A 19,095-nucleotide genomic window follows, 5' to 3' on the forward strand; every position below is an offset into this window, starting at 1 on the left:
CTACAGCAGGAACGTGTAGAAGCAGATGAAGAACGCGGTGAAGCTCACCGCGAACAGCTTCAGATCGTCGTCGCCCGCGCGGACGGCGGTTTCGACGCGCTCCCCGACCAAGCGGCTGCGGAACGGGTGGCGGCGGGGGGAGCGCTGTAGCATGGCGACATCGTTAACAATCCGTTTACGATTTCGCCCCGCCCCAAATACGCGCCCATCGTCCAGTTCCGGGACAGCCGCCGTCTCATGCCGGCACGGCATGTTCCAGATGGAGATAGGCCGGCGTGAACTGCGCGATCTCACACAGCGCATCGAGGTCGAGGATCGTCAGCGACTTGCCCGCCCATTCGATCAACCGGTCGCGCCGCATTTCCTGCACCATCCGGTTGACGTGAACCGGGGTCAGCCCGGTCGCATCCGCCACATCGGCCTGAGTCAGCGGAAATTCGCACGCCTGCGTCGGGCACAGGCCGATCAGGTTCAGCCGGAAATAGACCTCGCAGAACAGTTGCGCGATCCGCTCGCGCGCCGATCGCAGCCCCAGGCTCACGATCCATTCGCGGTGTGTCGCGGTCGTCACATGGCCGTTCCACCGCACCGCCTGCGCCACCGCCGGAACATGCAGTTGCAGGTCGTGGAGCGCCTCCGCCGATACTTCGGCGACGGTCATCTGCGTGATCGCGCCGATCGCGTGATCCATGCGGATCGCCACCTGCCCGGTCACGTCGAACACGTCGCCCGGCAGGATCACCGACAGGATCTGCCGCCGCCCGTCCGACATCTGGCGATAGCGACAGCCCCACCCCTCCAGCACGACATGGACGAAGCGCGGCACCTCGCCCTCGCCCAGCACGTCGCGCCGCGCGGGCACTACCTGTCGCCGCTGGTCGAGCAGCGTGTCGATCTGCCGGCGATCGGCATCGTTCAGTCCTGAATAGGCGTGCAATCTTGTGCGCCGCGGTACGATATTGGCCCCGGTCATAGGGCACGTCAGCTAACGGCTGTTCCGCGACCGCACGATATACTGGTTTAAGCGGCGAAAATTCATCGCTTTTTCCGATCGGTCACGCCGACCCGCCAACCATCGGATAACAGGGATAAATCAATGCCTTGCGCCGGAACCCGGCCTGCCATCCACAACAAAAAACCCCGCATCGCTGCGGGGTTCTTGAAAGAATTGGTGGAGCCGAGGGGGATCGAACCCCTGACCTCTGCAATGCCATTGCAGCGCTCTCCCAGCTGAGCTACGGCCCCATCCTTTTCACGACACCGCTGCTGGTCGGCGGCGGTCGCGTCCCCGTCGGGGAGGAGCGCCCTCTATGCGGAGGGCGCCGGTTTGGCAAGCGCCTTTTTGCGCCTGCCGCCCCGAAAAAACATCAACGCTCGGCGTCGCTGTCCTCGTCGGTGGTGTCGACGCCCAGATCGTCGTCACCGCCCAGGTCGACATCGTCGTCGGCCGACGGCTCGTCGTCACCCTCGATGTCCAGATCGTCGCCCAGATCGGCGTCCTTCGCGCCTTCCTTCTCGACGCCCGGCTTCACCTGCTCGAACGGCATCGGCTGCTTGGACTTCAGGATCGGTTCCGGGGTCCAGTGCACGCCGCAGTTGATGCAGGTGACGGGTTCGTCGTTGCCAAGATCATAGAAGCGCGTCGCGCATTTCGGGCAGGTACGCTTCGTACCCCATTCCGGCTTCACCATGGGTAGCCCCAAACCTTTCGGTGCTGTGTAAAAAAAGGGGGCTATCAGCCCCGCATCGGGCAGCGCCTTGCCATAGCGGGCACGCGCTGTCAAAGCCGCGCCCGATGCACGCGACCACCCCCACCCCCCTCGCCGTCGCCGCCAGCGGTCCGCTCAAGGGCACTGCCCCGGTTCCCGGCGACAAGTCGATCAGCCACCGCTCGCTGATGCTCTCCGCGCTGGCGGTCGGCACCAGCCGCGTGACCGGGCTGCTGGAGGGGGAGGACGTGCTGTCCACCGCCGCCGCGATGCGCTGGATGGGCGCGCAGATCGTGCGCGGGGCCGACGGAGTCTGGACGATCGACGGCGTCGGCGTTGGCGGGCTGCTGCAACCGGCCACGCAGCTCGACATGGGCAATTCGGGCACTTCCACCCGGCTGCTGATGGGCCTCGTCGCCTCCCACGCGATTACCGCGACCTTCGTCGGCGACGCCTCGCTCAGCAAGCGGCCGATGGGCCGGGTCATCGATCCGCTCGGCCAGATGGGTGCCGAGATCACCGCCAGCCCCGGCGGTCGCCTCCCCCTCATGCTGCGCGGCATCGTGCCCGCCGTGCCGATCGACTATACCCTGCCGGTCGCCTCGGCGCAGGTGAAGTCGGCGATCCTGCTCGCCGGGCTCAACACGCCGGGCATCACCCGCGTCGTCGAGCCGGTGCCGACCCGCGACCATAGCGAGCGGATGCTGACCGGTTTCGGCGCGAAGCTCACCGTCGAGCAGACGCCGAAGGGCCGCGTCATCGAACTCCATGGCGAAGCCGAATTGAAGCCGCAGACGATCGTGGTGCCGGGCGATCCGTCGTCGGCCGCCTTCCCGGTCGTCGCGGCGCTGCTGGTGCCGGGCAGCGACGTGACGATCACCAACGTCGGCCTGAACCCCACCCGTGCCGCGCTGTTCGACGTGCTGCGCGCGATGGGCGGCGACATCACCTTTGAAAACCCGCGCGACGTCGGCGGCGAGCCGGTCGCCGACCTCGTCGTCCGCGCCTCCGCGCTCACCGGGATCGACGTCGATCCGGCGGTCGCCCCGGCGATGATCGACGAATTTCCGATCCTGTTCGTCGCCGCCGCACTGGCCAAGGGCCGCACCGTTACCCGGGGCCTCGAAGAACTGCGCGTCAAGGAAAGCGACCGTATCACGACGATGGCGCAAGGGCTGCGCGCGATCGGCGCGACCGTCGAGGAGACCGAGGACGGCCTCATCATCGACGGCACCGGCGGCGATCCGCTGCCCGGCGGCGGCACCATCGCCGCGAAGCTCGACCACCGTATCGCGATGAGCTTCGTCGTCGCCGGCCTCGTCAGCCGCGAACCCGTCACCATCGACGACATGGCCCCGGTGGCGACCAGCTTTCCCACCTTCACCACGCTGCTGCGTGGCCTTGGCGCACCATTGTGATTATCGCGGTCGACGGCCCCGCCGCCTCGGGCAAGGGCACCATCGCCCGCGCGCTGGCGCGCCACTATGGCCTGCCGCACCTCGACACCGGCCTGCTCTACCGCGCGGTCGCCGCGACCGTGCTGCGCGAGGGGATGGACCCGACGCGCGAGGCGGACGGGGTGGCGGCATGCGACTTTCCCGACACGCTGCTGGACGATCCCTGGCTGCGCACCGACGACGCCGGCAAGACCGCCTCGATCGTCTCGGCCCACCCACTGGTGCGCGCCGCCCTCTTCCACCGCCAGCGCCGCTTCGCCCAGCAACCGGGCGGCGCGGTGCTTGACGGGCGCGACATCGGCACGGTCATCGCGCCGGATGCCGATGCCAAGCTGTTCGTGAAGGCCACCCCGTCGATCCGCGCCAAGCGCCGTCATGCCGAACTGCTGAAAACCGATCCCACGACGCTCTACGACCGCGTGCTGGCCGACATCCGCGCCCGCGACGAGCGCGATTCGGGCCGCAGCACCGCGCCCCTGGTGATGGCCGCCAACGCCGCCCCGCTCGACACCAGCTTCCTCTCGATCGACGCCGCGGTCGACCGCGCCATCGCCATCGTCGAGGGGCAGCGGGCGAAATAGGCTCGGTCGAGATTGAACAAGGCGGCTGCTTTCTCCCCTCCCTGACAAGGGAGGGGCTAGGGGTGGGTCGGCTCGTGAGGGAATGTGTGCGTTCCACAACCGGCCCACCCACCCCCGCCCCCTCCCTTGTCAGGGAGGGGAGAAAGCAGCCGCCTCACTGAATGTCGCTCCATTCCGGGCGGAGCCTTTCCTACACCGGCCCGCCGCCCTAAGCGGGATCGATACGCAATTTCGACAGGAGAAATTTGCCCTCGAATCTCCGCGTCATCCCCGCGCAGGCGGGGATCCATACACGCAGATGCCGGCGATAGAATCGGACCCATTGCATCTATGGGTTCCTGCCTGCTCGGGAACGACTAAAGGCCAGGGCAGTGGCTGAAAGTCGATCTGCTCTGGCATCGCGCATCGTCGACCGGCGGGGAAACAGACACAGTGACAAGCGCCACTAGTGTAAACTTTGTAAACTTTGGCCCGAAACGGCCGGCGCAAAACCCGATGATATCGCGGCAGGACAGGAGCGAGCGACATGCCACAGGATCGGCAAAGCGGTGCCGAGGCAGCAGCCTATGGCCGCGCGATGGGACGGGCAATCGCGCATCTCCTGCCCGCAAGGCAGCGACGCGCGGGATCGAACGAGGTCGACTGGCAGGGCCAGCCAGCCGTCATCAAATCCTGCCGTCACGCCAACACCTCGTTCGGCATCACCACCGCGATGCTCGAGCGCATCACGATTGCGCTGGTCGCGGTCGAGGATGATGGCGGTAGCTATACGGTGTATGCGCTACCGATCGATCGATTCCGCGGCGACCTGCGCGACAGCCGCAGCGGCAAGGCGGATGGCCGGGTAAAACTCCTGCCCAGACGATATGCCGAACACCATGGCAGGCGCATCGCCACCTACACCCCGGAGGATATCGCCGCCGCCCGGGCCTTGGCCGATACCGCCCAAACCGATACGAAGGACCTATACCGATGATCCCCGGTTTCGACCTCTCCACCTTCATTCGCGCCACGCTTGCCGAGGATATGGGCGAGGCGGGCGACATCACCGCCGCCGCCGTCATCCCGGCCGATGCGATCTTCTCGGGCGTCATGGACAGCCGCGACGCGATCACCGTCGCCGGCCTCGACATCGCCGCCGCCTTCTTCCGCCATCTCGACCCCTCGGCCGAACTTGAACCGCTGGTGGCGGACGGCGACCGGGTCGCCGCCGGCACCGCCCTGCTGCGGCTGCGCGGCAACGCCCGCGCGCTGCTCACCGCCGAACGCTCGGCGCTCAACACCGTGCAGCATCTCTCGGGCGTGGCGACGCTCACCGCGACCTATGTCACCGCGATCGAGGGCACCGGCGCGACGCTGCTCGACACCCGCAAGACCATTCCGGGTCTCCGCCGCCTCGAAAAATACGCCACCCGCATGGGGGGCGCCACCAACCACCGCATCGGGCTGTGGGACGCGGCGATGATAAAGGACAACCACATCGCCGTCGCCGGATCGGTCGGCGAAGCCACCGCCCGCGCGGTCGCCGCCGGGATCGAACGGATCATCGTCGAGGTCGATTCGATCGACCAGATCGACCCCGCCATCGCCGCCGGCGCCACCCATCTGCTGCTCGACAACATGGCTCCCGCCACCCTGCGCGAAGCGGTGACGCGCGTCGCCGGGCGCGTGCCCACCGAAGCGTCGGGCGGCGTCCGGCTCGACACGATCCGCGCCATCGCCGAAACCGGCGTGAACTATGTCAGCGTCGGCCGCCTCACCCAATCCGCCCCGGCAGCCGATATCGGGCTGGATTTCACGCTCGACGCCCCATAACCCGGGCGGCATCACGAATCATTTGGGGAAAGCGCACATGGTGCGTCCGGCTTCGATCGTCCGGTTCGATCGCTTCTATCTGCTGGCGATCGTCGTCGGCCTGATCGGCACGATCCTGCAATGGCCGCAACTGATGGCGATGATCGAAACCGATCCGTCGTTCGCGCCGGTCCGCTCGGCGGGAGTCGTGCTGGCGGCGATCTTTGCCGGAGCGGGCGTCCTGATCTCGCTACTGCTGTGGTATCTTGTCGCTAGACGCGGCAGCACGGTCGCCAAATGGATCGTCACCGCCTTCACCGCGCTGTCGCTCGGCAGCCTGCTGCTGGGCATCTCGTCGGGCACGGTGGCGAGCGACACGACCGGCATCCTGCGGATGGTCGCCGTCGTCCTGCAACTGATCGCGGTCATCGCGCTGTTCCGCCGCGACGCCCGGCCATGGTTCGACCACACCTACCCGGAGGACGTCGCATGAAGCGCCTCGCGCTCACCCTCGCCGCACTGCTGGCACCCGCCTTGGCCGGGGCGCAAACGCTCCAGTGCAGCGCCCCCGCGCAGGTCGAACGCCCCCGCCCCGACGGCCCCAGCCCCCGGCAACCGCGCCGGGTCCTGCCGATCGGCAGCTACACGCTCGCGATCACGTGGAGCCCCGAATATTGCCGCACCCGCCGCGACAATGCGCGCGATGGCTTCCAGTGCGGCGGCGACAACCGCTTCGGCTTCACCCTCCACGGCCTGTGGCCCGACGGCACGGGCAAGACATGGCCGCAATATTGCAGCGTCGCGCCGATCCTGCCCGACGCGGTGATCCGCCAGAACCTGTGCGTCACCCCCTCGGCGCAACTGCTCCAGCATGAATATGCCAAGCACGGCACCTGCATGGGCGTGACCCCGATCGCCTATTTCAACGAATCGCGCGCGCTGTTCCAGCGGCTGCGCTTTCCCGACATGATGGCCCTGTCACGCCGCCCCGGCCTCACCGCCGGGCAGTTCGCCACCGCCATCGCCCGCGCCAATCCGGGTATCACGGCCGATTCGATGCGGATCACCACCAACCAGCGCGGCTGGCTCGACGAGGTATGGCTGTGCCTCGACACCCGACGGCGCTTCGCCCGCTGCCCGGCGCATCAGGGCGGCGTGACGCCCGCCACCCCGATCAAGATCTGGCGCGGTGGCCGCGACGCGGGATGATTACCGTTCGACCGTCACCGTCGCGGGATGGTGGCGGTCGAGATGCTTGCGGATGATCGCCAGATTGCGCGTGTTCGACCGGAAGAAGAAATCGGGGATCGCCCCGACCAAGGGAATCGCGCCCAGCGCCCAGTCGACGCCGACATTGCCCGCCATCCGCGTCATCTGCCACTTCGACATGCCCAGATTGCGCGCTTCCCATAGCATATAGCTGCCCATCGCCGCGCCGATGAAGCTGCCGACCACGGGAATCAGGTTCAGCAGGAAATCGAGCCCCACCGGCTGATTCGTGCCGGGCAACGTCATCGATCGTTCCATCAGCCGCTCGATCGCCACCACCCGGCGGCGAACGGCGGCAGGATCACGGTCGAGGTGTCCGGCGATGCGGTCGAACATGTCGGGCGAGATGCGGGTCGGCTTGGCCATGCGCCCTATCTGGGATCGCGACGCAGATGGTTCAACGGATGGACCACGCGCGCATTGGTCTGAAACGCGCCCAGCCGCCGCGCGACCAGCGACCAGCGCCACGGCCGCGCAAGCGTCACGAACGCGACATCCGCCGCCAGCGCCGCGTCCGCCGCCGCCAGCCGATCGGCACGCACCTCCAGCGTCGCGGCATCGCGCGCGCCGGCGATCAGCGTCAGCGCCTCGATCGAACAGGGTCGGCACGCATTGGCGAGATACCAGCGCGCGCTGTCATAGGGCGCGACCTGATCGATCAGCCGCAGATCGGCCGGCGCATCGATCGCCACCCGCCGCGCCGCGATGCCGATCCGAGCAAGCGCCCGCGCCGTCCGCCCCCACAGCAATGTCGCCCCCGGCCCGTCGGGCAGCGCCACGCGCACGCTCACCGGCCCCGCGAACCCCGCCACCTGCGCCCGCGCGGTCTGCCAACGCTGTTCGGTCGTCAGGTTCCGCCACGGCGGCAACGCCGGATCGCTCGCCGAATCGAGCCGTTCGGGCAGCACCGTCGTCGCCCCACCCCACCCTGCATCGATCGCCGCCGGAAGTTCGCCCGACTGCAACGCCATCGCCACCGCCGCACGCCCCAGCGGCTGCGACAGGAACCCGCTACGCGCGGCAAAGGCGAAGCCGAACAGCCCGCGCGCCGGATCGACCCGGATGTCCGCCGGCGTCGGCGCGGCGGCGCGGACGATCGGCCAGTCGGCCACGCCCCCGCCAAGCACCAGATCGGAGCGCCCCTCGACGAACCGCGCGATGGCACGGCTGCCCCGTTCCCCGCGCAACCGGATTTCGTCGGCGGCGACCGGCGGCGGCGCGTCGGGATCGGCCGGCGCGCGCAGCCACACGCCCGCGCGCTGCAACCGGCGCAGCGGTCCGCTGCCATGCGGCCCTCGGATCACCGCCAGTTCGGGTTGCGCCAGCAGCGTCAGCAATTCGGTGTTCGGCCGTTTCAGCCGCACCTCGATCACCTGCGGCGTCATCGCGACGATCTCGTCGATCGATCGCAGGAACGGGCTCAACCGGTGCCCGGCATCGGGCCGCACCGCATGGCGCAGCGCCTGCACCACTTGGCCCGCGGTAACGGGTCGCCCGTCGCTCCACGTCGCATCGCCCAGACGAAAGATATAGCTGCGCCCACCATCGAGCATGTTCCACCGCGCGGCGATCGCCGGTTCGACCTGACCCGCCGCATCGAACCGCACCAGCCCCTGCGCCACCGCGCCGCGCAGCACCGCCCGCTCGGCATCGCCACCCCGGCCCTCCTGCACGACGCTGACCACCACCGGCCGATCGTCGGCACCCCGGTCGCAGGCGGAGAGCATGAGGAACAGCGGCAGAAGGATACGGCAGCGCATGCCATGCCAATGCCACGGATCGCAGGACCGCCGCCAGTCGCGAGTACGGTTGCCGTTGGTGCGGACGGTGGGACTTGAACCCACACTCCCTGGGGGAAGCGGATTTTAAGTCCGCTGCGTCTACCGATTTCGCCACGTCCGCGCGCTGACACAGAGCAGAGCAAGCGCAGCTTGATCGTCACCGTGTCGAGCCGGCCGGCGACCGAAAGGCCGTCCGACGTCATGCGATCTACGCGCATGACAGCGCGATACGCCAGCGGTTTTGACAATGACTTGGCGGAAAATCGCGTGCCGTTGGAGGCTGTCCCAGACCCCCTTCGCGCCGCGGCAAAGCCCATGTCGTCACGTCGAACCTTGCTTGCAGTAAGGCCGGCCGGCGTGCGGCGAGTCTGCGGGTAGCGCCGCTATCCGCCGCCGCCTTACGCTACGTTCAGCCGCGCGCGCATTTCCTTGCCGGGCTTGAAATAGGGCACGCGCTTGGCGTCGACCTCGACCGATTCACCGGTGCGCGGGTTGCGGCCGGTGCGCGCGTCGCGCGCGCGGGTGGAGAAGGCACCAAAGCCGCGCAGTTCGACGCGGCCTTCGTCGCGCAGCCGCTCGACGATCGAATCGAAGAAGGTGGCGACGATCCGTTCGATGTCCCGCTGCGGCAGACCGGGGTTATCCTGCGCGACCAATTGCACCAGTTCGGATCGGATCATCTTGCCCTCGACTTGCACGCCCCGATCACCCGGCGGCCGCGCCCCACGCCCGTTATACGATTGTGACGCTTAACTTATATGTAGTCGCGCTGCCAATTGGTCTTTTGAATGAACGAAAAACGGGGCGCTTCCGTAGTGGAAGCGCCCCGTCATTTTCGCCGGTTGGTGGACCGGAAGCGGACTTACTTCTGTTCGGTGCGCGCCTTGAGCGCCTCGCCCAGAATGTCGCCCAGCGACGCGCCCGAATCGGACGAACCGTACTGCGCCACGGCCTGCTTCTCCTCGGCGATCTGCATCGCCTTGATCGAGAAGGTCGGCTTCTTCGAACGATCGAAGCCCGTCACCATCGCGTCGAACTTCTGGCCGACCTGGAAGCGCTCGGGGCGCTGCTCGTCACGGTCACGGCCAAGGTCGGTGCGCTTGATGAAGCCGGTCGCGCCATCGTCGCCCTGCTGCACTTCGAGGCCCGCGTCGCGGACTTCGAGCACGGTCACGGTCACGATCGCGTTCTTGTTCAGGCGATCACCCGCCTGCGCGACGACCGGGCCACCACGCTCGAGCTGCTTCATGCCGAGCGAGATACGCTCCTTGTCCGGCTCGACCGCGAGCACGACGGCCTGGACCGTCTCGCCCTTGCGGTGCAGGTTGAGCGCGTCCTCGCCCGAAATGCCCCATGCGATGTCCGACATGTGGACCATGCCGTCGACATCGCCGTCCAGACCGATGAACAGACCAAATTCGGTCGCGTTCTTGACTTCGCCCTCGACGGTCGACCCGACCGGGTGATCCTCGGCGAACTTGTCCCAAGGATTGGCCTGTGCCTGCTTGAGACCCAGCGAGATGCGGCGCTTGTCCTGATCGACTTCCAGAACGATGACGTCGACTTCCTGCGAGGTCGAGACGATCTTGCCCGGATGGACGTTCTTCTTGGTCCAGCTCATTTCCGAAACGTGGACGAGGCCCTCGATGCCCGGCTCCAGTTCGACGAACGCACCATATTCGGTGATGTTCGTGACGCGGCCCGACAGCTTGGCGCCGATCGGATACTTGGCACCGGCGCCATCCCACGGATCGCTCTCGAGCTGCTTCATGCCGAGCGAGATGCGCTGCGTGTCGCGGTTGATGCGGATGATCTGCACCTTCACCGTGTCACCGATGTTCAGCACTTCCGACGGATGACCGACGCGCTTGTAGCTCAGGTCGGTGACGTGCAGCAGGCCGTCGATGCCGCCCAGGTCGACGAACGCACCGTAATCGGTGATGTTCTTGACGACGCCGTCGATGATCTGGCCTTCGGCCAGCGACAGGATCAGGCCCGAACGCTGCTCGGCGCGGGTTTCTTCCAGCACGGCGCGACGCGACACAACGATGTTGCCGCGCTTGCGGTCCATCTTCAGGATCTGGAACGGCTGCGGAATGTCCATCAGCGGGGTGACGTCACGCACCGGACGGATATCGACCTGCGAACCCGGCAGGAACGCGACAGCGCCCGACAGGTCGACGGTGAAGCCGCCCTTGACCCGGCCGAAGATGACGCCCTCGACGCGCGCGGTCTTGGCGAATTCGGTTTCCAGCTTGTCCCATGCGGCTTCGCGGCGGGCGCGGTCGCGGCTGAGCATCGCTTCGCCGTTCGCATTCTCGACGCGGTCGACATAGACCTCGACTTCGTCACCGACCTTCAGATCGGCCTTCTGGCCCGGTGCTGCGAATTCGCGCAGCGGCACGCGGCCTTCCGACTTCAGACCGACGTCGATGACCGCCAGATCGTTCTCGATGCCGGTGACGGTGCCGATGACCACACGGCCCTCGAAGCTTTCCGAAGCACCGAACATGTCGTCGAGCATCGACGCAAAATCGTCACGGGTGGGATTTGCCATGCTGGCCATACAGATATTAATTCCTAAACGTACTTGTTTCCGGCCGGCCGGTTGAATCCGGCGGTCTTTGACCGGGAGTGCCGCAGCGACCGAACGTCGATTGCGGCATCCGGCGAGTCCTTTGTCGCGAAAGGCGTGGCCCGGCGGTGCGGAATGGGCGCATGACACGCCCGGCCTTCGCGAGTCTGCACTCGTCGAACCGGCGCGCCATACGCTTTTTGGCAATAGCGTGCAACGGGAGGACTTCGGCGCGAAGAAGAAAGAAGATCGGTTCACGCGGAGGCGCGGAGGCGCGGAGAAGGTTGAGCGCGCGGATGACGAATGCCGCGTCAGCGGCCTTCGCCCTCCCTGGCAACGAAAACGGGAGGCTGCGCCGGACAGACAACCGCCGCCCGTATCACACCATCTCCGCGCCTCCGCGCGAACCAACCTTTTACTTCTGGCCTCCGTGCCTCCGCGTGGAAACCTCGGTCAGCTCCGCCGCGCGCCCGGCCGGTACGGCTTGGCCGCATGCCGCGGCGGCGCGCCCTGCGGGCGGCGCTGCGGCATCGCCGGCGGGCCGGCCATCTGCTCGAACATCAGATCCTCATCGGGCGTCGCCGTCCGCTTGACCGAGGCGACGAACTTGGCCGCGATCGCCTTGGGGATTTCGAACGCCGATTCCTCGTTGCCGATGCGGATCGCGCCGATCTCGCTCTTGGTGATGTGCCCGCGACGGCACAGCAGCGGCAACAGCCAGCGCGGATCGGCATTCTGCCGCCGGCCGACGTTCATGCGGAACCACACCGTATCCTCAAAGCCCGCGCGCGGGCCTTCCGGCCGCTCGCGACGTTCGGGCGCGCCACCCGCCGACAATTCCTCGGGCGCGGGCAGCTTGGCGCGATAGGCGCGCACCAGCAGCGCGGCGATATCCTCGGGCGACTTCTCGGTCAGCAACCGCGCGCCCAGCTCGACATCGGCCTCGTCGAACTCGACCGGCTCGGCCAGTTTGGCGAGCAGCCGCTCGCGGTCGGCGGCGTGGATCTGGTCGGGGGTCGGCACGCCGATCCATTCCGCGTTGATCCTCGCGTCGCGCAGCAACCCCTCGACCCGGCGACGGCGCTGGAACGGCACGATCAGCGCGGCGATACCCTTCTTGCCCGCGCGGCCGGTCCGGCCCGACCGGTGCTGGAGCGCCTCGGCATCACGCGGCAGCTCGACATGGACGACGAGGCTGAGCGACGGCAGATCGATCCCGCGCGCCGCCACGTCGGTCGCCACGCACACCCGCGCCCGGCGATCGCGCAACGCCTGCAACGCATGGTTGCGCTCCGACTGCGAATGCTCGCCCGACAGCGCCACCGCATCGAACCCGCGCTCGACCAGATTGGCGTGGAGATGCCGCACCGCCTCGCGCGTGGCGCAGAACAGGAAGGCGGTGTCCGGCTCGTGCAAGCGCAGCAGGTTGACGACCGCATTCTCGATATCGTTCGGCGCGACGGTCATCGCCTGATAGCTGATGTCGCCGTGGCCGCGCTCCGCCTCGCGCGTGTCGATGCGGTACGCATCCTTCTGGTAGCGCTTGGCCAGCGCCACGATCGGCTTGGCGAGCGTCGCCGAGAACAGCAGCGTCCGCCGCTCGGCGGGCGTGCGGTCGAGAATGCCCTCGAGGTCCTCGCGGAACCCCATGTCGAGCATCTCGTCGGCCTCGTCCAGAATGGCGACCTTGAGCGCCGAGAGGTCGAGCGCGCCGCGTTCCAGATGGTCACGCAGGCGGCCGGGCGTGCCGACGACGATATGGGTGCCGTGGCTCAGGTTGCGGCGTTCGCGCGCCGCGTCCATGCCGCCGACGCACGACACGATGCGCGCGCCGTTCTCGCCGTACAGCCATTGCAGTTCGCGCGCGACCTGAAGCGCCAGTTCGCGCGTCGGCGCGATCGCCAGCGCCAGCGGTGCGCCCGCGCGCGGCATCTTCGCCTCCGCGTCGAGCAGGTCGGGCGCGATGGCGAGGCCGAAGGCGACGGTCTTGCCCGATCCGGTCTGGGCGGAAACCAGCAGGTCGCGCCCTTCGGCTTCGGGCGTCAGGACGGCGGCCTGGACGGCGGTCGGGGATTCATAACCACGCGCGGAAAGCGCCGCGGCGAGCGGTTCGGGCAACTTAGAAAAGGGCATGCTGCGCCAGATGGCCCTAAATTGCGGCCACGGCAAGGCCGCGCGCGTTGTTCTTGCCCACTCGCTGCGTTAGGCAGGCACGGAAATCGGGAGAGAGTCGTCATGATCGCACGTTTGACGCTGGCAACGCTGTGCCTGTCGGGGTCTGCGCTGGCCGCCGATCCGCCGCGTGGCAGTTGGGGCCGGGCCGGCGTGAGCCTCGACCAGTATCGCACCGATGCGGTCGAATGCGGTCGCGCCGGGCTGTCGACCGACGTGTCGCAGATGAAGGCGGTCAAGACGCTCATCACCGCCTCGCGCCAGCTCGATTCGGTGCTGACCAACCAGCCGTCGGGCGGTGGTGCCGCGCCGCCCCCTTCGTCCAGCGGCGCGGGCATGCTGGAGATCGATCCGGTGGCACTCAACACCGCGCAGCAGGTGGCGCGGATCACCGAAGGGGCCAATCCCCGCGCCCGCTTCCGTGAAGTCCGCACCGCGCTCCAGACGACGACCGACCAGTGCCTGACCGGAAAAGGCTATGTCCGCTTCACCCTGACCCGCGACCAGCGCGAACACCTCGAAGCGCTCAGACGCGGCACCCCCGAACGTCACGCCTATCTCCACGCGCTGGCGAGCGACCCCGACGTGCTGGCCCGGCAACGCGCGAGCGTCGAGGTGCTGCCGGCGCAATAGGGTCACGCGAAGGCGCGAAGGCACGAAGAAGGTTGGTTCGCGCAGAGGCGCAGAGAGGTTGCGCGCATGGCGCTGTCGCCTGTCCGGCAACGCCTCTAAACCCGGGGTTGCAACGAGCGATCACGGCCGCTTACGCGGCAAGCTATAGCCGCGTAAGCAACCTCTCCGCGCCTCTGCGCCTCCGCGTGAACCAAAGCTTCTACTGCTTCGCGTGAACCCGCAGAAATCAGTCCCCGATAACGCGCAACGGCCCCAGATCGCCCAGCCCCACCGTCCCGCTCGCCATCGCCAGCATCCGGTCGAGCGACACCTTGGCCTTCAACCGCAGCCCTTCCTCGATCTCGATCCGCGGGCTCAGGTCACGCAGCGCGATGTACAGCTTCTCCAGCGTGTTGAGCGCCATATACGGGCAAATGTTGCAGTTGCAGTTGCCGTCCGCGCCGGGCGCGCCGATGAAGCGCTTGTGCGGCAGCGCCTTTTCCATCTGGTGGATGATATGCGGCTCGGTCGCGACGATCAGCGTGTCGCCGGCGAAATCGGCGGCATAGGCGAGGATGCCGCTGGTCGATCCGACATAATCGGCATGGTCGAGGATGATCGCCGGGCATTCGGGATGCGCCGCGACTGGCGCGGTCGGATATTGCGCCTTCAGCTTGAGCAGTTCGGTCTCGCTGAACGCCTCGTGGACGATGCACACGCCCGGCCACAACAGCATCTCGCGCCCGGTCTTGCGCGTCAGATACCCGCCGAGGTTGCGGTCCGGCCCGAAGATCACCTTCTGATCGGCGGGCAGTTGCGACAGGATCTTTTCCGCCGACGACGAGGTCACGATGATGTCGCTGAGCGCCTTCACCTCGGTCGAACAGTTGATGTAGGTCAGCGCGATATGATCGGGATGCTGCGCGCGGAATGCCGCGAACTGTTCGGGCGGGCAGCTATCCTCCAGCGAACAGCCAGCATCCATGTCGGGCAGGATCACGGTCTTGTCGGGCGACAGGATTTTCGCCGTCTCCGCCATGAAGCGCACGCCGCAGAACGCGATGACATCGGCATCGGTCGCCGCCGCCTTGCGGCTGAGGTCGAGGCTGTCGCCGACGAAATCGGCAAGGTCCTGAATCTCGGGCCGCTGGTAATAATGGCCGAGGATCACCGCATTGCGCTCCCGGCGCAACCGGTCGATCTCGGCCAGCAGGTCGGTGCCGGTGGGCAGTTCGGTGCGCGCGTTCATCATCGTCTCCCTGAAGTGCCGCCCCTAGCGGCACCGGCATGGCTTGTCATCGGCGATTGGCGACCACGTCCGCCGGATCGGCCGAAACGTCCCAGCGCTCACCCCCGCGCCGGCCGCGTTCGGCCGGAAACGTCACCAGCACCCGCGCATCGCCGTACCCCAGCGTCGCGAGCGGCGCGCCAAGCAGCGTCCCCAGCGCAGCCCGCGCCTTCTCGCGTGCCTGCGCCAGCCGTTCGGGGCTACGCGCCTCGGCCCGCGCCTTGGCCTGCGCGGCGGCGGAGGTGCGCTGGAACAACGCCTCCGATGCCTCGCGGCTGACGTACAGCCCCTGCGTGCGCACCAGCGTCCGCGCTGCCTCGTCGACATTGGGTGCCGCGACGGTCACGTCGGGCGCGTCGACCACCAGCGTCCGGCTTTCGGGCGACCAGGTGACGTCGGCCGACGTGATGCGCGACACATCGACGAAATAGTCGACCGAATAAGGCATCTTCACCACCTGATCCGATTTCAGGAAGCCGAACGCCCGCGTGTCGGTGGCGCGCGCCTGCAACGTGCCAGAGAGGGTCGCGACCTTCAAACTGCTGCTGCCCGACAGTCGCGCGGTGATGATCCGCGTCACTGCCTCGCCGCTGTCGGGCTCGGTCGTCACCGCATAACGCTCGGCATAGCGCTGATAGCCGAGCCACGCCCCGACCCCGACGACGACTGCCAGCACCAGCGCTACCGTGGTGCGCAGCACGCCCGGCCTCACATGCGTCGCCATTGCTCGCCCTCCAGCCCCACGATCCCACGCCGCTCCAGATCGATCAGATGCGCCAGTACCGATCGCCCCGCCGCGCCGACCAGCTTCGCATCCAGCCCGACATACATCGCAGCCACCAATTCGGGCACGCTCGCCAGCCCACGCTCCAGACCGCGCAAGATCTGCCCCTCGCGCTGCTTGCGGTGGCCGAGCATCCCGCGCACCAGCCGTCGCGGGTTCTCGACCACACCCCCGTGCGCCGGATAATAGACCCGGTCGTCGCGCTGGAGCAGCTTGTCGAGGCTGGCCATATACTCGCCCATGTCACCGTCGGGCGGCGAGACGATCGTCGTCGACCAGCCCATGACATGATCGCCGCTGAACAGCGCACCGCTTTCGGGCAGCGCGAACGCCAGATGGTTGGAGGTATGCCCCGGCGTCGCCACCGCGATCAGCGTCCAGCCGTCGCCCGCCACCGCCTCGCCATCGTGCAGCACCCGGTCGGGGCGGTATCCGGTGTCGAACGCCGCATCGGCGCGCGGGCCGACATCGTCCATCGTCAGCGGCGCGCAGCCGATGATCGCCGCCCCGGTCCGGGCCGCCAGAGGGGCCGCACCGGGGCTATGGTCGCGGTGGGTATGGGTACACAGGATCGCCGCGACCTCGCGCCCGGCCACCACGTTCAGGATCGCGTCCAGATGCGCCGGATCGTCCGGCCCCGGATCGATCACCGCCACCGCGCCGCTGCCGCCGACGATGAAGCTCTGCGTGCCCGTATGGGTATAGGGTGAGGCATTGCGCGCCAGCAGCCGCGTGACCAGCGGTTCGAGCGGCTGGGCGATACCGGGGGGAAAGTCGGCCATTGGCTTGGCAGATGGCGGCGCGACCCCGCTTATGCAACCGCCGGTACGAGAACGGGGACCGACCACCTCTGGCGGCCGGCCCCCTTTCCACCGAACGAACGGGGCAGGACGTTCGGGGAAACCGGATCAGTCCTGATCGGCCATTTCGGCCTGCAATTCGCGCATCCCCTCGTCGATGCCGGCCAGCGCCTCACGGCGGGCATCGGCAGGCATATCGGTCTGCGCGAAGATCGAGGCGCGGGCGGCGCGCAGCGCGGCCATTCCGGCGCGCAGGCCTGAAAGGGCGGCCATCCGGCCCTGCGCCTCGGCGCGTACGCCGGCGGCGGCGGCACGGCGACCGGCTGCTTCGGACTGCGCTTCGGCGAAGGCGGCGGAGCGTTCGGCGAACGCGGCCTCCCTCGTCGCGACGCTCGCGATACGCTGGACGCGGTCCTGACACACGATCGTTTTGGCCCGGCCGTTCTCGGTGCGGGTGATCGTCACCTGCCGGTCCGCGCCGGCCGGGCCGCCGGTGCCGCAATTGGCGCTCACGATCTCAGGAATATCTGTCAGGCTCTCGCTCAGCACCGTGCCGTCGTCGCCGATCTGGCGGACCATGATCTTGCGCACCTCGCTACGCGCCGGCGCGGCAGGCTGCGATGCCGTGGCCGGGCCGGCAGGTGTGGCAGGACGCGCGGCCGGGTTCGGCCCGGCGACCGGCGCCACCGGCAGCGGGGCGGCCTGCGCCGGTACGATCGGCGCCAGTGCGCGGACCGGGGCCAGCGCCTCGGCGGCCTGCGCCTCGACATCGGCGATCTCGACACCGGTCGCATGTTCCACCTTGGTGCGGATCGTCTCGGCGGCCTGCGTCCCCGATGCGGTGAGGCCAAGCCCCGCGACGGCCAGCGCCAGCGTGGCGGTGCCGGCGATGCGGCGGGTGGCGGGCGACATCACCCGATGCTTCGACAACATGACGAGTCTCCCTTTCAGTTCATTGACGCTGTGAAGGTGGCAGGCGGCCGACAATGCCTGGCCATGCGCCGACTTGACGATGGCGGTGGCATAGGCATGGCGGACCCCCGGCGTGGCGCGGGCGAGGATCATCGCGTCGCACGCCATCTCCTGATCGGCGCGGAACGCCCGGAACGCACGCCACGCGACCGGATTGAACCAGTGGCAGCCAAGGATGACGAGCGCCGCCCAGTTGGCGGCAAGGTCGCCGCGCGCATGGTGGCCCAGCTCGTGCGCCAGCGCCAATGCCTGTTCGCGATCGTCATAGCGTTCGCGGAAATCGATCGGCATCGCGACGTAACGGCGGACCACCCCGAAGGCGAGGGGACCTGCGGCATGCGGCGTCTCGATCATGCGGACATGGCCCCCCGCCACCCCCTTCGACCGGCCCGACGCCAGCACCTTCGCGCAGAACCGGCGGTGCTGCACGACATGCCATCCGACGAAGCCGATCGTGCCGAGAAACCACAGCGCGACCACCGCCAGCGGCACGTCGGCCATCCCCCACCCCTGCGGCAACGCGGGCACATCAATCACCGGTACGCCCAGCATCACCACGCCCGGTTCGGTTGCAGCGCCGATCGGCTGGAACTCCACCGGACGCCACGCATCGGGAATGGGCGGCAGGATCATGCGCAGCGCGGGCAGCGCCCACAGCGCATAGGCCACCTGCGGCCCGAAGCGCCGCGCGACCGGCCCCCGGACCGCCAGCACCAGCAGCATCAGCAGCGTCGTCGCCGCCAGCGTTTCCACCGCCCATCCGATCATTGTTTCAGCGCCTTTAACAGAGCTTCGATCTCGTCGATTTCCTTCGCGCTCAACTGGTCCCGCTGGGCCAGATGGGCGACCAGCGGGGTCAGGCTCCCGCCGAACAGCTTGTCGATGAACCGTTGCGATTCACCCGCGACATATTCCTCGCGCGCCACCAGCGGACGATAGCGATAGCGCCGGCCATCCTCTTCCGCCCCGACCACGTCCTTGGCGAGCAGTCGCCCGAGCAGCGTCTTGACGGTGTTGGCGCTCCATCCCCGGCTCGGCGCGGCGCGTTCGACCACCTCCTGCGCGGTGAGCGGGGCTTCGTCCCAGAGCACTTCCATCACGGCATGCTCGGCATCGCTGATTCGTTCGGCCATAGGCTATGACTACACCCGTGGTCGTTACGATTACAAGCGTAAACTTCATTGCCGTTGACGCCGGCGGGATCGCGCGGAAAGATGGCGGCACGGGCCAATAGCGGACGCCCGTTCAGGCGGCCCGTCCGCCCAAGCTCCGCTCCTGTCGTCGTGCCCCGGCGCGACGTG

General features: G+C 68.0%; 20 protein-coding genes and 2 tRNA genes. 7 read left to right on the forward strand and 15 right to left on the reverse strand.

What is annotated here, in order from left to right:
• From LRA89_RS07355 to LRA89_RS07370, 4 genes are all read right to left on the reverse strand, one after another.
• The gene (locus tag LRA89_RS07355; RefSeq protein WP_230769627.1) at positions 1 to 153 is read right to left on the reverse strand and encodes a hypothetical protein; all 153 of its coding nucleotides are present in this window, start codon (positions 151 to 153) and stop codon (positions 1 to 3) included.
• 82 nt (positions 154 to 235) lie between these two features.
• A complete protein-coding gene (locus LRA89_RS07360; protein WP_230769628.1) occupies positions 236 to 937 on the reverse strand; it encodes a Crp/Fnr family transcriptional regulator in 702 nt (233 codons plus the stop codon).
• A 232-nt stretch (positions 938 to 1,169) separates the two neighbouring features.
• A tRNA-Ala gene (locus LRA89_RS07365) sits at positions 1,170 to 1,245 on the reverse strand.
• 122 nt (positions 1,246 to 1,367) lie between these two features.
• Positions 1,368 to 1,691 carry a TIGR02300 family protein gene (locus LRA89_RS07370; protein ID WP_056498048.1) on the reverse strand — a complete coding sequence of 108 codons (324 nt, stop codon included), beginning with the start codon at positions 1,689 to 1,691 and terminating at the stop codon, positions 1,368 to 1,370.
• Between the two features lie 104 nt (positions 1,692 to 1,795).
• Here LRA89_RS07370 and aroA point away from each other — a divergent pair, with 104 nt between their 5' ends.
• The 6 genes from aroA to LRA89_RS07400 all read left to right on the forward strand — a co-directional run bounded on the left by aroA (position 1,796) and on the right by LRA89_RS07400 (position 6,750).
• Positions 1,796 to 3,127 carry a 3-phosphoshikimate 1-carboxyvinyltransferase gene (aroA, locus tag LRA89_RS07375; RefSeq protein WP_230769629.1) on the forward strand — a complete coding sequence of 444 codons (1,332 nt, stop codon included), beginning with the start codon at positions 1,796 to 1,798 and terminating at the stop codon, positions 3,125 to 3,127.
• Complete coding sequence (locus LRA89_RS07380) at positions 3,124 to 3,747, forward strand: (d)CMP kinase (RefSeq protein WP_055759120.1); 624 nt, start codon at positions 3,124 to 3,126, stop codon at positions 3,745 to 3,747. The genes aroA and LRA89_RS07380 overlap by 4 nt, the downstream gene beginning before the upstream one ends.
• A gap of 526 nt (positions 3,748 to 4,273) precedes the next feature.
• Positions 4,274 to 4,723: a hypothetical protein gene (locus LRA89_RS07385; RefSeq protein ID WP_230769630.1), complete on the forward strand. Its 450-nt coding sequence runs from the start codon at positions 4,274 to 4,276 to the stop codon at positions 4,721 to 4,723.
• On the forward strand, positions 4,720 to 5,562 hold the full coding sequence (gene nadC, locus LRA89_RS07390) for a carboxylating nicotinate-nucleotide diphosphorylase (RefSeq protein WP_230769631.1): 843 nt from the start codon (positions 4,720 to 4,722) through the stop codon (positions 5,560 to 5,562). The genes LRA89_RS07385 and nadC overlap by 4 nt, the downstream gene beginning before the upstream one ends.
• Positions 5,563 to 5,599: 37 nt before the next feature.
• A complete protein-coding gene (locus LRA89_RS07395) occupies positions 5,600 to 6,034 on the forward strand; it encodes a hypothetical protein (protein WP_230769632.1) in 435 nt (144 codons plus the stop codon).
• Complete coding sequence (locus LRA89_RS07400) at positions 6,031 to 6,750, forward strand: ribonuclease T2 (protein ID WP_230769633.1); 720 nt, start codon at positions 6,031 to 6,033, stop codon at positions 6,748 to 6,750. Before LRA89_RS07395 ends, LRA89_RS07400 begins: the two co-directional genes overlap by 4 nt.
• Here LRA89_RS07400 and LRA89_RS07405 read toward each other — a convergent pair whose 3' ends face one another.
• From LRA89_RS07405 to LRA89_RS07430, 6 genes are all read right to left on the reverse strand, one after another.
• Positions 6,751 to 7,176, reverse strand: a complete 426-nt coding sequence (locus LRA89_RS07405) for a DUF4112 domain-containing protein (RefSeq protein ID WP_230769634.1) — start codon at positions 7,174 to 7,176, stop codon at positions 6,751 to 6,753.
• Between the two features lie 5 nt (positions 7,177 to 7,181).
• On the reverse strand, positions 7,182 to 8,570 hold the full coding sequence (locus LRA89_RS07410) for an ABC transporter substrate-binding protein (protein WP_230769635.1): 1,389 nt from the start codon (positions 8,568 to 8,570) through the stop codon (positions 7,182 to 7,184).
• Positions 8,571 to 8,626: 56 nt separating this feature from the next.
• A tRNA-Leu gene (locus LRA89_RS07415) sits at positions 8,627 to 8,712 on the reverse strand.
• Positions 8,713 to 8,989: 277 nt separating this feature from the next.
• Entirely contained in the window at positions 8,990 to 9,271 is a 282-nt protein-coding gene (locus LRA89_RS07420; protein WP_055760438.1) for an integration host factor subunit beta, read from the reverse strand.
• Between the two features lie 182 nt (positions 9,272 to 9,453).
• On the reverse strand, positions 9,454 to 11,157 hold the full coding sequence (gene rpsA / locus LRA89_RS07425; protein ID WP_055759105.1) for a 30S ribosomal protein S1: 1,704 nt from the start codon (positions 11,155 to 11,157) through the stop codon (positions 9,454 to 9,456).
• A 462-nt stretch (positions 11,158 to 11,619) separates the two neighbouring features.
• On the reverse strand, positions 11,620 to 13,299 hold the full coding sequence (locus tag LRA89_RS07430) for a DEAD/DEAH box helicase (protein WP_230769636.1): 1,680 nt from the start codon (positions 13,297 to 13,299) through the stop codon (positions 11,620 to 11,622).
• Positions 13,300 to 13,401: 102 nt separating this feature from the next.
• Here LRA89_RS07430 and LRA89_RS07435 point away from each other — a divergent pair, with 102 nt between their 5' ends.
• Entirely contained in the window at positions 13,402 to 13,971 is a 570-nt protein-coding gene (locus LRA89_RS07435) for a hypothetical protein (RefSeq protein ID WP_230769637.1), read from the forward strand.
• A gap of 226 nt (positions 13,972 to 14,197) precedes the next feature.
• Here LRA89_RS07435 and nadA read toward each other — a convergent pair whose 3' ends face one another.
• From nadA to LRA89_RS07460, 5 genes are all read right to left on the reverse strand, one after another.
• A complete protein-coding gene (gene nadA / locus LRA89_RS07440; RefSeq protein ID WP_230769638.1) occupies positions 14,198 to 15,199 on the reverse strand; it encodes a quinolinate synthase NadA in 1,002 nt (333 codons plus the stop codon).
• 46 nt (positions 15,200 to 15,245) lie between these two features.
• Complete coding sequence (locus LRA89_RS07445) at positions 15,246 to 15,962, reverse strand: DUF4230 domain-containing protein (RefSeq protein ID WP_230769639.1); 717 nt, start codon at positions 15,960 to 15,962, stop codon at positions 15,246 to 15,248.
• The gene (locus LRA89_RS07450) at positions 15,947 to 16,804 is read right to left on the reverse strand and encodes an MBL fold metallo-hydrolase (protein ID WP_230769640.1); all 858 of its coding nucleotides are present in this window, start codon (positions 16,802 to 16,804) and stop codon (positions 15,947 to 15,949) included. The genes LRA89_RS07445 and LRA89_RS07450 overlap by 16 nt, the downstream gene beginning before the upstream one ends.
• A gap of 126 nt (positions 16,805 to 16,930) precedes the next feature.
• Positions 16,931 to 18,562: a M56 family metallopeptidase gene (locus LRA89_RS07455; protein WP_055759088.1), complete on the reverse strand. Its 1,632-nt coding sequence runs from the start codon at positions 18,560 to 18,562 to the stop codon at positions 16,931 to 16,933.
• On the reverse strand, positions 18,559 to 18,927 hold the full coding sequence (locus LRA89_RS07460) for a BlaI/MecI/CopY family transcriptional regulator (protein WP_055759085.1): 369 nt from the start codon (positions 18,925 to 18,927) through the stop codon (positions 18,559 to 18,561). Before LRA89_RS07460 ends, LRA89_RS07455 begins: the two co-directional genes overlap by 4 nt.
• Positions 18,928 to 19,095: the final 168 nt, after the last annotated feature.

The sequence above is a fragment of the Sphingomonas sp. Leaf4 genome, from assembly GCF_920939515.1.
GTDB lineage: Bacteria > Pseudomonadota > Alphaproteobacteria > Sphingomonadales > Sphingomonadaceae > Sphingomonas.

Excerpts from the sequence above, each read along its gene's own strand:
- LRA89_RS07395 (WP_230769632.1), top strand. The coding sequence starts at position 5,600 with ATGGTGCGTCCGGCTTCGATCGTCCGGTTCGATCGCTTCTATCTGCTG.
- LRA89_RS07445 (WP_230769639.1), bottom strand. The coding sequence starts at position 15,962 with ATGGCGACGCATGTGAGGCCGGGCGTGCTGCGCACCACGGTAGCGCTG.
- nadC (WP_230769631.1), top strand. The coding sequence starts at position 4,720 with ATGATCCCCGGTTTCGACCTCTCCACCTTCATTCGCGCCACGCTTGCC.
- LRA89_RS07420 (WP_055760438.1), bottom strand. The coding sequence starts at position 9,271 with ATGATCCGATCCGAACTGGTGCAATTGGTCGCGCAGGATAACCCCGGT.
- LRA89_RS07385 (WP_230769630.1), top strand. The coding sequence starts at position 4,274 with ATGCCACAGGATCGGCAAAGCGGTGCCGAGGCAGCAGCCTATGGCCGC.
- LRA89_RS07410 (WP_230769635.1), bottom strand. The coding sequence starts at position 8,570 with ATGCGCTGCCGTATCCTTCTGCCGCTGTTCCTCATGCTCTCCGCCTGC.
- LRA89_RS07450 (WP_230769640.1), bottom strand. The coding sequence starts at position 16,804 with ATGGCCGACTTTCCCCCCGGTATCGCCCAGCCGCTCGAACCGCTGGTC.
- nadA (WP_230769638.1), bottom strand. The coding sequence starts at position 15,199 with ATGAACGCGCGCACCGAACTGCCCACCGGCACCGACCTGCTGGCCGAG.
- LRA89_RS07435 (WP_230769637.1), top strand. The coding sequence starts at position 13,402 with ATGATCGCACGTTTGACGCTGGCAACGCTGTGCCTGTCGGGGTCTGCG.
- LRA89_RS07370 (WP_056498048.1), bottom strand. The coding sequence starts at position 1,691 with ATGGTGAAGCCGGAATGGGGTACGAAGCGTACCTGCCCGAAATGCGCG.
- LRA89_RS07355 (WP_230769627.1), bottom strand. The coding sequence starts at position 153 with ATGCTACAGCGCTCCCCCCGCCGCCACCCGTTCCGCAGCCGCTTGGTC.
- LRA89_RS07405 (WP_230769634.1), bottom strand. The coding sequence starts at position 7,176 with ATGGCCAAGCCGACCCGCATCTCGCCCGACATGTTCGACCGCATCGCC.
- LRA89_RS07460 (WP_055759085.1), bottom strand. The coding sequence starts at position 18,927 with ATGGCCGAACGAATCAGCGATGCCGAGCATGCCGTGATGGAAGTGCTC.
- rpsA (WP_055759105.1), bottom strand. The coding sequence starts at position 11,157 with ATGGCCAGCATGGCAAATCCCACCCGTGACGATTTTGCGTCGATGCTC.
- LRA89_RS07400 (WP_230769633.1), top strand. The coding sequence starts at position 6,031 with ATGAAGCGCCTCGCGCTCACCCTCGCCGCACTGCTGGCACCCGCCTTG.
- aroA (WP_230769629.1), top strand. The coding sequence starts at position 1,796 with ATGCACGCGACCACCCCCACCCCCCTCGCCGTCGCCGCCAGCGGTCCG.
- LRA89_RS07430 (WP_230769636.1), bottom strand. The coding sequence starts at position 13,299 with ATGCCCTTTTCTAAGTTGCCCGAACCGCTCGCCGCGGCGCTTTCCGCG.
- LRA89_RS07455 (WP_055759088.1), bottom strand. The coding sequence starts at position 18,562 with ATGATCGGATGGGCGGTGGAAACGCTGGCGGCGACGACGCTGCTGATG.